11 protein-coding genes and 5 tRNA genes are annotated in these 13,184 nt (G+C 62.9%); 14 read left to right on the top strand and 2 right to left on the bottom strand.

The annotated features are described in order from the left end of the window. The first annotated feature begins 7 nt into the window (after positions 1-7). The 5 genes from OUZ49_RS09150 to OUZ49_RS09130 all read left to right on the top strand — a co-directional run bounded on the left by OUZ49_RS09150 (position 8) and on the right by OUZ49_RS09130 (position 621). Positions 8-84, top strand: a tRNA-Arg gene (locus tag OUZ49_RS09150). Between the two features lie 175 nt (positions 85-259). After that, positions 260-336, top strand: a tRNA-Pro gene (locus OUZ49_RS09145). A gap of 26 nt (positions 337-362) precedes the next feature. Beyond that, a tRNA-Arg gene (locus OUZ49_RS09140) sits at positions 363-439 on the top strand. Between the two features lie 14 nt (positions 440-453). Continuing rightward, a tRNA-His gene (locus tag OUZ49_RS09135) sits at positions 454-530 on the top strand. 15 nt (positions 531-545) lie between these two features. Beyond that, positions 546-621, top strand: a tRNA-Lys gene (locus tag OUZ49_RS09130). 113 nt (positions 622-734) lie between these two features. On the opposite strand, the gene OUZ49_RS09125 is transcribed toward OUZ49_RS09130, so the two are convergent. Next, complete coding sequence (locus OUZ49_RS09125) at positions 735-1,535, bottom strand: SDR family oxidoreductase (RefSeq protein ID WP_266150059.1); 801 nt, start codon at positions 1,533-1,535, stop codon at positions 735-737. A gap of 42 nt (positions 1,536-1,577) precedes the next feature. Beyond that, complete coding sequence (locus OUZ49_RS09120; protein ID WP_266150058.1) at positions 1,578-1,727, bottom strand: hypothetical protein; 150 nt, start codon at positions 1,725-1,727, stop codon at positions 1,578-1,580. Positions 1,728-2,127: 400 nt separating this feature from the next. Between OUZ49_RS09120 and OUZ49_RS09115 the strand changes: the two genes are divergently transcribed. The 9 genes from OUZ49_RS09115 to OUZ49_RS09075 all read left to right on the top strand — a co-directional run bounded on the left by OUZ49_RS09115 (position 2,128) and on the right by OUZ49_RS09075 (position 12,505). Next, on the top strand, positions 2,128-2,751 hold the full coding sequence (locus tag OUZ49_RS09115) for an XrtA/PEP-CTERM system exopolysaccharide export protein (protein ID WP_266150057.1): 624 nt from the start codon (positions 2,128-2,130) through the stop codon (positions 2,749-2,751). Between the two features lie 51 nt (positions 2,752-2,802). Continuing rightward, positions 2,803-4,335 (top strand): XrtA system polysaccharide chain length determinant, encoded by a 1,533-nt coding sequence (locus OUZ49_RS09110; protein ID WP_266150056.1) that lies wholly within the window; start codon positions 2,803-2,805, stop codon positions 4,333-4,335. Continuing rightward, positions 4,332-5,117, top strand: coding sequence for a P-loop NTPase family protein (locus OUZ49_RS09105; protein WP_266150055.1), 786 nt, complete (start codon positions 4,332-4,334; stop codon positions 5,115-5,117). The genes OUZ49_RS09110 and OUZ49_RS09105 overlap by 4 nt, the downstream gene beginning before the upstream one ends. A gap of 140 nt (positions 5,118-5,257) precedes the next feature. Further along, positions 5,258-6,535: a porin family protein gene (locus OUZ49_RS09100; protein ID WP_266150054.1), complete on the top strand. Its 1,278-nt coding sequence runs from the start codon at positions 5,258-5,260 to the stop codon at positions 6,533-6,535. After that, positions 6,532-7,359 (top strand): serine aminopeptidase domain-containing protein, encoded by an 828-nt coding sequence (locus tag OUZ49_RS09095; protein ID WP_266150053.1) that lies wholly within the window; start codon positions 6,532-6,534, stop codon positions 7,357-7,359. Before OUZ49_RS09100 ends, OUZ49_RS09095 begins: the two co-directional genes overlap by 4 nt. Continuing rightward, entirely contained in the window at positions 7,356-8,183 is an 828-nt protein-coding gene (locus OUZ49_RS09090; protein ID WP_266150052.1) for an alpha/beta fold hydrolase, read from the top strand. The genes OUZ49_RS09095 and OUZ49_RS09090 overlap by 4 nt, the downstream gene beginning before the upstream one ends. Further along, complete coding sequence (gene galE / locus OUZ49_RS09085; protein WP_266150050.1) at positions 8,180-9,175, top strand: UDP-glucose 4-epimerase GalE; 996 nt, start codon at positions 8,180-8,182, stop codon at positions 9,173-9,175. Before OUZ49_RS09090 ends, galE begins: the two co-directional genes overlap by 4 nt. Before the next feature lie 7 nt (positions 9,176-9,182). Next, a complete protein-coding gene (locus tag OUZ49_RS09080; protein ID WP_266150049.1) occupies positions 9,183-10,916 on the top strand; it encodes a hypothetical protein in 1,734 nt (577 codons plus the stop codon). Between the two features lie 50 nt (positions 10,917-10,966). Continuing rightward, on the top strand, positions 10,967-12,505 hold the full coding sequence (locus tag OUZ49_RS09075; RefSeq protein WP_266150048.1) for an oligosaccharide flippase family protein: 1,539 nt from the start codon (positions 10,967-10,969) through the stop codon (positions 12,503-12,505). The last annotated feature ends 679 nt before the right edge of the window (positions 12,506-13,184 follow it).

Genomic DNA, 13,184 nt, shown 5'->3' with positions numbered 1-13,184 from the left:
TAAAAACGCGCCCGTAGCTCAGTTGGATAGAGTACCAGGCTACGAACTTGGTGGTCGGGAGTTCGAATCTCTCCGGGCGCGCCATTTTAAGCGGGTTGTGATGTTTGCTAGTCACGACTTGTATCGCAAGGCAATACACCGCCAAGCGAGCTGGACGATGTTTTGAAGTTCGGTGTGCTTTGATACGGATTGACTAGGCTAGGCGTCACCCGTAGCATTTCTAAGCTTCAGCCCGCCTCGGCGGTTGAGGGTTCGAAATCGGGGTATAGCTCAGCCTGGTAGAGCGCCAGCTTTGGGAGCTGGATGTCGTGGGTTCGAATCCCTCTGCCCCGACCAGCAGATGCTATGCACGAAGTGCAAGAGCGCCTGTAGCTCAACCGGATAGAGCATCGGCCTTCTAAGCCGACGGTTGCAGGTTCGATTCCTGTCGGGCGCGCCAATTCCAGTTTTGCGGTGGATGTAGCTCAGCTGGTTAGAGCATCGGATTGTGATTCCGAGGGTCGTGGGTTCGAGTCCCATCTTCCACCCCAGTTAAAAAATTTGTCGGGCCGTTAGCTCAGCTGGTAGAGCAGTTGACTCTTAATCAATTGGTCGAGTGTTCGAATCACTCACGGCCCACCAATTGGAACAGGCACCTAGGGAAACCTAGGTGCCTTTTCTTTGGTGCCGATGTCAGTGTCCGCGGTGTGCATTCCTGCGACGAGGCCTGCGTGAGCTGGATGAAAGAGCGCGCACTAGACGTACTGCATCTTCACGGTCATGCCGCCATCCACGACGAAGTGTTGGCCGGTGACGAAGCCGGATGCGTCTGAGAGCAGATAAACGGCCATGGCCCCGATGTCTTCGGGCGTGCCCACGCGACCGGCAGGATGTTGGGCGTGGTCCTGGCGGCTCAGTTTGGGAGCCTTCCGCGTCGACGGCTTTTGCCAAGCATCCGTGGCAATCCATCCCGGCAGGATCGCGTTGACCCGTACCTGTGGCCCGGCGCTGACGGCCAGCGCATGGGTAAACGCCACGAGTCCGCCTTTGCTCGCTGCGTAGGCTTCCGAATCGGGCTCGGACTGCAAGGCGCGCGTCGATGCGATGTTGACGATGGCACCGCGATGCTCGGACAGGGCGGGCAGGGCGTATTTGCTGCACAGGAACGCACCGGTGAGATTGGTCGCCAAATAGCTGTTCCAACTGGCGAGCGACAACTCGGTGAGCGAGGCGACGTGTGGGCTGACGATGCCCGCGTTGTTCACCAGTCCATCGATGCGGCCGAAGCGCTTCAGCGCAGAGGCGATCCAGCGCTTCACGCTCCCCTCGTGCGCGACATGCAGGCGACCGAAGGCGGCGCGTGCTGGCTCCCGCCATTCCGCCAGACAGGCCTGTCCCGCTTCGGCATCGAGGTCGCCCAGCATGACGCTGCCGCCGGCACCGAGGACGGCCTGCGCAATGCCACGACCAATGCCTTGCGCGCCGCCGGTCACCAGGACCACCCGGCCATGCATGGGCTGGGCGTCGAATGCGGCAATGGCGGGAGGACGAATCATGGCGTTACCTCGCATAGGGAAATGGACCGAGTCGTCCATAGGCTAATGGCTATAGAGCCCAGGTGAATGCGCGTCCATACCGCCATGATCGATGGCCAAGGCGGAGGAACCGCCGGGCCGCGCGTCGGTGATCGCGTTTCGCTGGCTTGCATCGCGCTCGCCGAGCCGGGTGTCGATCGCATGCAGCTGCATTCGCAAGTTCAAGCAGCCGTACGGCCAAGAGCACGTAGACCGGTCATTTGAGCGGATTTCACGCGCTACATCGCGCGATGTTCCCTCGCCCAAGCATCGATAGAGGCAAATGGGAATGATGGTGTTTCCCAGCTTCGCCGTAGAGCGATCAAGTCACGCGGCGAGGATCCCGCAAGAAACCGGCGACGTGCTTCGGCCGTCTTGGCTATGACCTATGGCGAGCCCGCTGGTGGCTGCGCCTGCTCCCTGACTCGCTTCGCCTCGAGTTGGCGTAACCGCTGTTCGCGGCCTGCAGTAAGTAGTCGCTAGTCATAGGCCGAATGGAGTTGTCAAGCCAATTTTGTTCTTGGATATACTCGATCGTGACTGGTTTCACAGTTTTGTTGAACAGGGGAACCACATGAACACCGTGCTGCGATTTCTCGCTTTGTGCTTCGTGCTCACCTTGACGGCATGTGCCAGCAACGGTGGCTCGCGTGAAGCGCCCAAGATCGATCCCAACGCGCAGGCGGTGACCACCTATCGCATCGGTGTCGACGACCAGTTGCAGATTACCGTGTGGCACAACCCCGACCTCAGCGTGAATGTACCGGTACGGCCAGACGGCATGATCACGGTGCCCTTGATTGGCGATGTCGTCGCGGGTGGCAAGACGCCCGAGGAGGTTGCGGGCGAGATCAAGGACAAATTGCAGTCGTATGTGCGCGACCCGCAGGTGGCGGTGATCCTCACTGAGTTGCGCAGCCATGAATACCTGTCGCGTGTTCGCGTTACCGGTGCGGTTCGCTCGCCGGTGTCGATTCCCTATCGCCAGGGCATGACCGTGCTTGACGCCGTGCTGGCAGCGGGAGGGACCACGGAATTCGCGGCTCCGGACCGCACCGAGCTTTATCGCGCAGGCAGTGATGGCGTGACCAAGCAATACGCGGTGCGCCTGGACAAGGTGCTGAAGCAAGGCGACCTGGCAACCAATTATCCAGTGCAGCCCGGTGATGTCGTGACGGTGCCAATGCGAGCTTTCTGACGCAGGCCAACGCCTAGGGACAAGGCGGGGGGGAAGGGTATGAGCGGGGAAATGACAACGTTTGCCAGCGTGCTGCCTGCCATTGTGAGTGAGGCGCGGCGGCGTCGTGTGGTCATGGGCGTCGCGTTCGCGCTGATCGCCTTGGCGGCCCTGGTCACGGGCATGTTGTGGCCCAAGAAGTACGAGGCGTCCACCACCATCCTCGCGCAGGAAAGCAGCATCATCTCGCCGCTGATGGAAGGCGCCGCGGCGGCGACCGGCAACAAGAATCGCGCGAGCATTGCGCGTGACGTGATTTTCAGCCGCAAGGTGATGAGTGAAGTCCTGGTGGCTGGCGGCTGGATGGCAACGCATCCTTCGCCGGTGGAACAGGATCGCATCATCGACGGCATCAAGGCACGTACGAAGGTAGTCACCGCGCACGACAACCTCATCACGATCAGCTATTCCGACAGCAATCCGAAGCGCACGTACCTGGTCACCCGCGAGCTCGCCCAGCTCTTCATCAGCGAGAGCCTGGCGTCGAAGCAACGCGAAAGCCGCGACGCCTACGAATTCATCAACAGCCAGGTCGAGGCTTACCGCAAGAAGCTTACCGACGCCGAGGACAAGCTCAAGGCGTATCGTGACAGCAACGATGATGCGCGCCCCGGCAGCGAAGCCGACACCAATGCGCGCATCAGCCAGTTGCGCAGCCAGATCGAAACCGCGCGCATGGACTTGATGGAGCGCCGCTCGCAAGAGGGTTCGCTGGCGGCCCAGCTGACCGGCGAATCGGAAGTGAACACGGTGCAGACCACCGGTGGCATCTACGAGACCCAGATGGCCGATCTGCAGGGCCAGCTCGACAAGTTGCTGTTGACCTATACCGAAGAATACCCGGACGTCGTGCGCGTCCGGCATCAGATGCAGGACCTGCGCCAGCAGATGGCGCAGGATGACCAGCGCAAGGCCGCGGCGCAGTTGTCCGGGACGCCGATCGCGCTGGACAGCCGCGTGCAGTTCAATCCCGCCTACCAGCAGATCAAGACGCAGCTAGCGGCGACCCGCGCCTCCACGGCCGCCGCCGCGGCGCGCCTGGGCGCCAGCGAGGCGATGTTGCAGTCCGAACTGCAGCGCAGCGCACGCATCGCCAGCTCCGAGAATGTCACATCGGAACTGACGCGCGACTACAACGTGAACCGCGACGTCTATCAGGACCTGCTCAAGCGCCGCGAGAACGCCCGCGTGTCGATGAACCTGGACGCCGAGCAGCGTGGCCTCACCTTCCTAGTGCAGAATCCTGCCGTCATGCCATTGACGCCTTCGGGCCTGCGCTTCATGCATTTCAGCCTGGCCGGCATTGCGCTGTCGCTGGCGATACCGCTGGGATTGCTGTTCTGCGCAGTGCGCTTCGACCCGCGGGTGCGCTCGGTCGAGCGGTTGGAGCAGGCCACCGGGCTCGCCGTGTTGGCCTCCATTCCGTTCTATCCAACGCCGAATGATCGTCGGCGCGATCGGCTGCAAAACCTGATCCTGCTGTTGATGGTGGCTGGTGTGGGCGTGGTGTACCTGGCCATGTTCTGGCTGAGGCTAAAACAATGAGCATGAAGGACGAGCACGACAAGGACCTCGCAGGCAGCATTGAAGAAGTGCTGGAGAACGCGGCCCGGAATCTCGAGCGTCACTCGACGCACGGTCATTCGATTGCGCGCATGAATGACGGCGTGGGCGGCCTCGTGCCCTTGCAGCTGGAAGAACGCCGCCTGATCCACCGTGAGGAATCGGTACGGCGGCAGTCCGACGCGTTTCGCGAGATCCGCACGCGCCTGCTTGGCATCGCCGGCGAACAGAATTTCGTCACCCTGGTCGTCTCGGTCAGTCCGCGTTCCGGTGGCAGCTTCGTCGCCCGCAATCTGGCGGCAGCGTTTGCCTTCGACGAGGCCAAGACGAGCCTGCTGATCGACTGCAACCTGCGCTATCCGAGCCAGCACAAGGCGCTTGGCGTCGAGCCGCTGGCGGGTGGCCTGATCGATTTCCTGGAACAGCCGGCCCTGGGCATCGCACCGGTGCTTTATCGCACGGGCATTCCCCGGGTCCGCCTGATTCCAGCCGGCAAGGCGCGCGAGAACAGCGGCGAGTATTTCTCGTCGCATCGCATGGGCACGCTGCTGGACTCGCTTAGCTCGCGTTATCCGGATCGCTACCTGTTTCTCGATGGTCCGGCGATCAAGGGTTCGCCGGACGCCCGCATCCTGTCCGATCTGGCGGATTTCGTCGTGGTGGTGGCCGGTTACGGCCGCGATACGCCGGCCGCCATCAGTCAGGCCGTGACCAATTTCGACCCGGAAAAGATGGCCGGTGTGGTGTTCAACGACTTGCCCTGAGCCGGTGCTGTACGCATTGCGAAGGTTTTTTGGGGGGCGATTCCTGCCGCGACGTATCCACTGGAGGAAGGAACATGGCGGTACGAACCACACTCGTCCGATCCCTAGGGCTTGCACTGGCCGCCACCTCGGGAAGCGCGTTGGCTGACCAATTCGACTACTCGCTTTATATGTCTTTCGAGCACAGCGACAACATCACCTTGAGCACGTCGGAGCCGATCAGCCAGAACGTGATCATCCCGGGCGTGAATTTCGCCTATACGCAGCAGGGCTCGACGGTGCAGGCCACGGCCACGGGCAACATCGAATACCGCGACTACCCCGGCAACAACTTCAGCAACCAGACGGTGGGCTCCTTGGCCGCCCAGGCCAATTGGACCGTGGTACCGCAGCGCCTGGATGTATTCGTGCAGGACTATGCGGGCGTCGAGCCGGTCGACACGTTGGCCCCGAATGCCCCCAGCAATCAGCAGCAGACCAATGTGCTGGCGGTGGGGCCGACGCTGCACTTCCGCGTCGGCGAAGCGATGACCGGACAGGTGGAGCTGCACTACGTCAACAGCTACGCCTCGAAGGTGACGGAATTCAATTCCTCGCGCGGGGACGCGGCGTTCCGCCTGTTCAGGGACATCAATCCGACGGACCAGATCTCGTTCAATGCCGAGTACCAGCATGTCACGTTTACCGACAGCACGGCGGGTCCAAACTACGACCGCTACGAGGTTTACGGAACCTATGCGACGCGACTGACGCACTTCGATGCGAACCTGACGGCGGGTTGGACCAACATCGACTACCAGAGTGGCGGGCCGCATCTGAGCGACCCGCTCGCGCGCGTGACGGTGGGCTGGCGACCGTCCGCGCAAAGCACGTTCACGCTGTCCGGTGCCTACCAGTACGTCGACGCGGCGCAGAGCATCCTGCAACCAAACAGCGTCCAGATAGGTACCGACGTGGTGCCGTTGCAGCCGGTGGCACAGGTGCTCAGCGACGTACGTGGCGGCATCAACACCGGAACGGCAATCATCAGTTCGGATGTGTACAAGGAGCGCCGGCTGGATGCGTCCTACAACTATCGCGACGAGCGCCTGTCACTGACCATCGCACCGGCTTACGACAAGCTGGTCTATGTCAACGACACCCAGCTCAACCAGTCGGACCGCGGCATCAGCTTCACCGCTTCCTACAAGTTGCGCCCGACCGTGACCTTGTCGGGCTTCACGACGGTGGACCGCTTCGTCTACGACAACATCGACCGTACCGACAAGGACTATCGCTTCGGCATCGATTTTGGCCATCAGTGGACGCCGCACTGGAGCTGGCACGCCTCTTACGTGCGCCAGATTCGCAGCAGCGATGCAGCCGCCCAAAGCTATCACGAGAACGAATATCTGCTGACGGTGGTGTTCACACGATGACGACGCGGACCGAAGCCGAACTGCCCTTCTTTTTCGGGGATCGCCACGAGCTGTTTGGCATTTACCATGCGGCGGCGCGGACGGCCGGGAAGGCGGCGCTGCTGTGCGCGCCGCTCGGACAGGATCAGATCCGCTGCCATCGGCTGTATCGGCAACTGGCGCACGCGCTGGCCTCGGCGGGCATACCTGTGCTGCGCTTTGACTGCTACGGCTGCGGTGATTCGCTGGGGGAGAGTGCGGAAGTGCGCTGGGATCGCTGCATCAGCGACACCGTGACGGCGGCCAATGAACTTCGTGCGCGCAGCGGCGTGGATCGCGTGCTGGCGTTCGGCGCACGCCTGGGCGGAAGCCTGGCCTTGGCCGCGGCGCCTGCCGCGCATCTGGCCGATGTGGTGGTGTGGGACCCGGTGGTCGATGGCCATGCCTATGTGGCGACGCTGGATGCGATGCAGGATGCGCTGCGGCAGGACACCCGTCGCTTCATCAGGCCACGACCCGCTGAACTCGCCGGCGAGCAGTGGCTCGGCTTTGCCGTCAATCCTGAGCTGCGTGAGCAGATCAATGGCCTGGCGGCGGACTGGGAAACGACTCCGTCGCTGCTGCTTGACTCGTTGCCACAACCCTCCGCGCAGACGTGGAAGGCGCTTGCGATGGACGAGACCAGCATCCAGCGACTGGAACCGCCAACGCCATGGGATGACTTGGCGAAACTGGAAGTGGCGATACTCTCGCACTCGCTGGTGCAGGCCGTTACGGCACATGTGCAGGCCGTTTCGGCACCTGTTCGGGCCCTGAACGCACATGTTCTAGGTGCGCACCGATGAGCGAGCAGGCCTTCCGTTTTGGCAGGGCGCGGCATCTGATCGGGATCGCCGGGTTGCCGGATGCGCGGCGGGACAGCGTCGGCGTCATCGTGCTCAACTCGGGGCTGGTCCATCGCGTGGGGCCCTTCCGGTTGGCCGTGGACATGACGCGGCGCCTCAATGCGCTCGGCTACCCGACACTTCGTTTCGACTTCTCGACGATTGGCGATAGCGGCGCCAGCGGTGAATCGCAATCGCGCGTGCAACAGATTCATGCCGATGCGGACGACGCCATGGGGCTGTTGCACCGGCACGCCGGCTGCACCCGGTTCGTCTTGATTGGCCTCTGCTCCGGTGCCCAGAACGCGCACGCCGTGGCCTGCCGCGATGACAAGATCGCCGGCGCGGTATTCATGGACGGCTACGCCTATCGCACGTTGGGCTTCAGGATTCGCCACTACTTGCCACGCCTCTTCAACCCGATGCGCTGGTGGCGGCGCCTGACCCGCGTGCGCACGGCCAACGAAGCCAGCGGCGGCGAGCCGGTATTCCGGGTGGCGCCCTTGCCGCAGTCGGTCGTGCGGGTCGATTTCGCCGGCATGATCGAGCGGGGCACCAAGCTTTGCCTGATCTATAGCGGCGGCATCAACACGTATTTCAATCATGCGCACCAGTTTCGCGAGTGTTTTGGCCGGGTGATGAACCATCCGGCGGTGAGCACCCGCTACCTGGAAGAGATGGACCATACCTTCGTCCTCGTCGATGACCGCAAGCGCCTTATCGATCACGTTGAGGAATGGCTTTGCCGCAACTTTCCCGTCGCTAATGCAGGTGTCCCAGCATGAACGGAGTCCTCGTCACCGGCGGCGCCGGCTATATCGGCAGTCATGTCGTGCAGCAGCTGGTGGCGCGCGGCGAACACGTCGTGGTTATCGACAACCTGTCGACCGGCTTCCGTGACGCCGTGCATGGCGCGGAGCTGGTGGTTGGCAATGTCGGTGATCGCAGCCTGGTGTCGCGCGTGCTGGCCGAGCATCGGGTGGACACGGTCCTGCATTTCGCGGCGCACACGGTCGTGCCCGAGTCGGTATGCGATCCGGTCAAGTACTACGGCAACAACACCTGCAACACGTGCAATCTTCTCGCGTGTTGCGCCGAGGCCGAAGTGTCGAAGTTCATCTTCTCGTCGACGGCGGCGGTTTACGGCATGACCGAGGCGGGGGTGGCCGATGAAGACACACCCACCCGTCCGATCAATCCCTATGGCATGTCGAAGCTGATGTCGGAGACGATGGTGCGCGACCTCAGCGCGGCTGGCGCCTTGCGCCACGTCATCCTGCGTTACTTCAATGTCGCCGGTTGCGATCCCGCGGGGCGCATCGGCCATTCGACGCCGCACGCCACCTTGCTGATCAAGGTGGCGTGTCAGCACGCGGTGGGGAAATGCGCGAGCCTCTCCATCTACGGTACCGACTACAACACCCCGGACGGTACCGGCATCCGCGACTATATCCATGTGGAGGACCTCGCCGCAGCGCATTTGCGCGCGCTGGATCACCTGCGTTCGGGGGGCGAGTCGCTTACGCTGAACTGTGGCTACGGGCACGGCTACAGCGTGCGCGAGGTGATCGATGCGGTAACGCGGGTCAGTGGCCGGGCGCTGAATGTGGTCGAGCTGCCACGCCGGGTCGGTGACCTGCCGATGCTGATCGCGTGCAGCGACCGCCTGCAGCGTGTGCTCGACTGGCATCCACGCTACGACGACCTCGATTTCATCGTGCGCACCGCCTTCCAGTGGGAGCTGAAGCTGTCGCAGAGCGTGGACTATGTCAGCTAAGCCACCCATGTCGCGGTTACGTCGGCTGCGCGCGGCGCTGTCGCTGCTGTTGCTGCTGGTGTTGAGCGCCTATCTGCTGGCCGCGCACTCGCTCAATGCGGCGCCGCGCAGCATGGCGGCACAGGCGACGGGTGGTGCCAAGCACAGCGGCAGTGCGGCGGCGACGCCGTCGGACATCGTGGCCGAGCAGAAGATCGTGCTCCACCGCAATGCCGGCAGCGGATCGCCGGTGCTGGTGTCGCTGGGCATTCCGTTTCCACCCGGGGCGCTGACCGATCCGAATCTGGTGCGCATTCTTGACGGGAAGGGCAACGAGGTCGCCGCCGCGGCCAAGGTCACTCTGCGCTGGCATTTCAAGGACGGCAGCATCCGCGCGGTTCGCGTGCAGTTCCGCGCGCCGCTGGCCAGCGACAAGGAGACCTATTACTTCGCCATCGGCAAGCCGCGGCAGGAGGAGATCGCGGGCTGGCCTTACGACACCGGACTCGTCGACGGCGAGCAGGGCCTGCGGGTACCCATGGCCCTGGGCACGCTGACGCCGGAATGGCTGACGGCGTCGTTGATTGCCGGGCCGCAGACCCCGGCGAGCCCGAACGAGGCGTATGCCAAGTATGTGGCTCGCCAGTTCCAGTGGGCCCAGAAATTACCGGTGGACGATCCGACGGCGTGGCTGTTCGATCGGCCCTCCACCTTGTTCAAGGCCTATATCCGCACCGGCCGATTCGATTATCTGCAGGCCGCCGATACGAGCTATCGCTTCTACATGAAGTACATCAAGCGCGACGGCTTGCCCATGGGGCCGTCATGCGGTGGTGGCTGGACCCTGGGCGGAAAGCCTTGCGACGCCAAGTACGTCTATATCGAGCCGATCGTGCTGGCGCTCGCCCTGACCGGCAACGACACCACCCACGATACGGACACCGTCAACAAGATGGTGACCCTGTGGGCCAATGGCGGCTGGAGCGGCGAGCCCGGTCCTTATACCCACGCGTCGGAGTACTTCACCGAACGCCTGGTGGGGCTGGGCCTGCTGGCTACGGTGAGTGCCTACGAGCTCAGCGGCAATCCGCATGAGCTGGCCATGATCAAGCAACGCGTCGGCTGGCTCTACGATCATCAACGCGACAATCCGGACCACCTGGGTAACGACGGCTCCTGGCGCAACAGCTGGCAGCTGCACGAAAACGACAGCTACAACGCGGCCACCGATGTGCGTGGCGCCTCGCCATGGATGACTGAGAACATCATCGATGCGCTGTGGCACGCATGGCTGGTCACCGGCGACAAGCGCATCCCCGAGATGATCACGGGATTCGGGCGCTACCTGGAGAAGTACGGCTGGATCGACCGCAAGCTGATGAAGGGCTCGCACGATTGGCGCAATCCCTGCTCGGGGCCGGATGGACTGATTGCCTGGTATTGGTCGTCGTCCCAGGCCAGCAGCGAGGTGTTGTCCCACATCGAGGATTCCGATGGCTGGTACAGCGACGCCCACAACGTCGAACTGGGCTTGCCCGTGGCGGCCGCTTATTACTTCGAGACCGATCCTGTGCAGATTGCCGCACTGAAACGCCGGCTGGAAGCGCTGACCTCGTCCTATAACGTCGATTGCGCAGAGCGCAGCGATACGGCACGTCGCTTCAACTGGAACAATCGCGGCAGCGGCGTCGTGCAATGGATGATCCATCAACCGGCGGGCAGCGGTGCTGCCGCGCTCGCATCCCACCCTGTCGGCCAGTGAACACGATGACTCCGCATCGCCACACAGCCAAGGTCGCGGACGGACTCTTCATGAATCAACGCCTGGCTGTTTTGCGCAGTGTCGCCATCGTATCGGTGTCGGCCTATATCGAATACGGTCTGGGCCTGCTGATCAGCGTGTGGGTGGCGCGCGCGCTGGGGCCGGCGGACTTCGGTCGCTATGCGTTCACGGTGTGGCTGTGCCGTTGGCTGATCATCTGCAGCAACCATGCGCTGACGACTTCTTCGATGAAGTTCATCGCCGAGGCCGATGGCGCGGGCAGGGCGGATATCGCCTCGCATATCGCCTCCGGCCTGAACCGCGTGCAGCATCTTAGCCTGTGCCTGGTCTTGGTCGCCTTTGCGCTGATCAGCTTTATCGTCAAGCCGGTGGAATGGCGGGTTTTCCTGGGCCCGATGATCGTGCTGTCGATTGTGGCGGTGACCGCCCGGGCGAACTTCGCCATGCGCGTGGCGATTTCCAAGGGGCAGGAGCATTTCGAGCCCGAGGCCATCGCCACCGTATTGAGCGGCGCGTTGACCGTCGGCCTGGTGATTGCGGCCACCGTGGTGCATGCGGATCTGCTTGCGTTCATAGCGATCTATGCGGTGTCGTCGCTGTCGCTCAACCTGATCAATCGCATCGCCTATCGCCGCTATTGCCTCCCCATCGTACCAGGCCCGATTCCGCAAGAGATGAGCGTGCGGCTGCGACGCCATCTGTGGCTTACCGCGACCCTGGTGATGCTCACCTCGATCAAGGGCGGCACGGTCGAGATGTTCATGCTCAATACGTTCTCCACCACGACGGCGGTGGGCTTCTTCGCGATTGCCTCGACCCTGACACGCGGAGCGGTGGAGCTGTTCTCGGTAGGTCTCACCGCCACCTTGCTTCCGTACATGGCCAAGGCTTTCGGGCAGAAGGGCCAGGAACACGCGGCGCGCTTCCTGTCCGAGGCAACCCGCTTCTACTGGGCCGCCGGCCTCGCCATCGCCGGCCTCGGCCTGGTCACCACGTCGGGCCTGGTGACCTTGATGTACGGCCACAAATACACCGAGGCGATTCCCAGCATCATCACGATCCTGGTGCTCGCGGGCGTGTTGTTGTTCGTCAACGGCATCGTGGCGTTCCAGACCGTGGTGGATCGCCAGGATGATCGCATTCGCCTCTCCGGACGCGCCCTGATCGTCAACATCGTGCTTGGCATTGCGCTGATTCCACGTTTTGGCCTGGCTGGCGCCGTACTGGCCTACAGCGGCACGCGGATCTCCGAGCTGATCCTGGCGGTGTATTACCTGCGCCGCGTCACCAGCGAAGGTATCCCCTGGTCACCCATGCTCCGCCTGCTTGCCGTGAGTGCGCTCGCCACCGGCGTGGCCATGCTGGTGTTGGAACTGGTGCCGGGCAGGTTCGCTTTCGTTCCTGCCGGGATCACGTTCGTCTGTCTTTACGCGCCGGCCGGCGTGCTGGTGCGCTACTGGACGGAAGAGGACTATGCCTTGCTCGGGACGATCGCCGGACGGCTGGGGTTGCCGGGGCGGATGTTCATGCGCGGGTTGCAGTTGTTGCGGGTCAGGGTGACGGCTTGAGGGGTGTGGTTTTGCGCTGGCTCGTCGGCGGCGACTCGACGTCACCGCGACCGCTGGCTCCTTCTCCCCTCTGGGGAGAAGGTTGGGATGAGGGGCGGGTGCTCTCGATCGCGCGACAACTGGGCGTGATCGCCAGCGTGCCGCTTACGGAGCGGGCGTTCCGAACCGCTGCCGCGGTCCGGGTCACTTTTCTTTTGCTGGCCCAAAAGAAAAGTAACCCAAAGAAAATGGCCTGAAGAGCTCATAGCATTGCGTGGAATGCGAGCCTGACGAGCGATGCCAGCCAGATCGGTGGCGGCCCACGGCCGCTACACAGCGGCTACACCGCAACGCGCCACAGCGCAGAGGGCTTAAAGCGTGGGCGGTGTTGTGCTTATCCGAGCAACTGGACACCACATGCGTTTCGACCGTAGGACTGGCCTGCCTTAAGTCCTCACCGCGTTGGCGCGTTGCGGTGTAGCCGCTGTGTAGCGGCCTTGGGCCGGCAGCTATTTGCTCGCCCAGACCTTCCAACGCTTCTATCCAACGGAGTGCTACCAGCTCTAGAGGCCATTTCTTTGGGTTAGGCGGTGTCAATCTAGAAGTGCATCATCGATGGCTTGGGCGAGGTCATCACGCCCCAGCGCACGCATGATCATCTCCGCAGGGCAGTGGTAGTCGAGCGTGGCTCGCGGGCGCA

The sequence above is a fragment of the Dyella halodurans genome, from assembly GCF_026283925.1.
Lineage (GTDB): Bacteria > Pseudomonadota > Gammaproteobacteria > Xanthomonadales > Rhodanobacteraceae > Dyella > Dyella halodurans.
Note: the sequence above shows the minus strand (reverse complement) of the source record. Positions and strands in the feature narration are given on the sequence as shown.

Coding starts and splice junctions, on each gene's coding strand:
- OUZ49_RS09125 (WP_266150059.1), bottom strand. CDS start 1,535: ATGATTCGTCCTCCCGCCATTGCCGCATTCGACGCCCAGCCCATGCAT.
- OUZ49_RS09120 (WP_266150058.1), bottom strand. CDS start 1,727: ATGCAGCTGCATGCGATCGACACCCGGCTCGGCGAGCGCGATGCAAGC.
- OUZ49_RS09115 (WP_266150057.1), top strand. CDS start 2,128: ATGAACACCGTGCTGCGATTTCTCGCTTTGTGCTTCGTGCTCACCTTG.
- OUZ49_RS09110 (WP_266150056.1), top strand. CDS start 2,803: ATGACAACGTTTGCCAGCGTGCTGCCTGCCATTGTGAGTGAGGCGCGG.
- OUZ49_RS09105 (WP_266150055.1), top strand. CDS start 4,332: ATGAGCATGAAGGACGAGCACGACAAGGACCTCGCAGGCAGCATTGAA.
- OUZ49_RS09095 (WP_266150053.1), top strand. CDS start 6,532: ATGACGACGCGGACCGAAGCCGAACTGCCCTTCTTTTTCGGGGATCGC.
- OUZ49_RS09090 (WP_266150052.1), top strand. CDS start 7,356: ATGAGCGAGCAGGCCTTCCGTTTTGGCAGGGCGCGGCATCTGATCGGG.
- galE (WP_266150050.1), top strand. CDS start 8,180: ATGAACGGAGTCCTCGTCACCGGCGGCGCCGGCTATATCGGCAGTCAT.
- OUZ49_RS09080 (WP_266150049.1), top strand. CDS start 9,183: ATGTCGCGGTTACGTCGGCTGCGCGCGGCGCTGTCGCTGCTGTTGCTG.
- OUZ49_RS09075 (WP_266150048.1), top strand. CDS start 10,967: ATGAATCAACGCCTGGCTGTTTTGCGCAGTGTCGCCATCGTATCGGTG.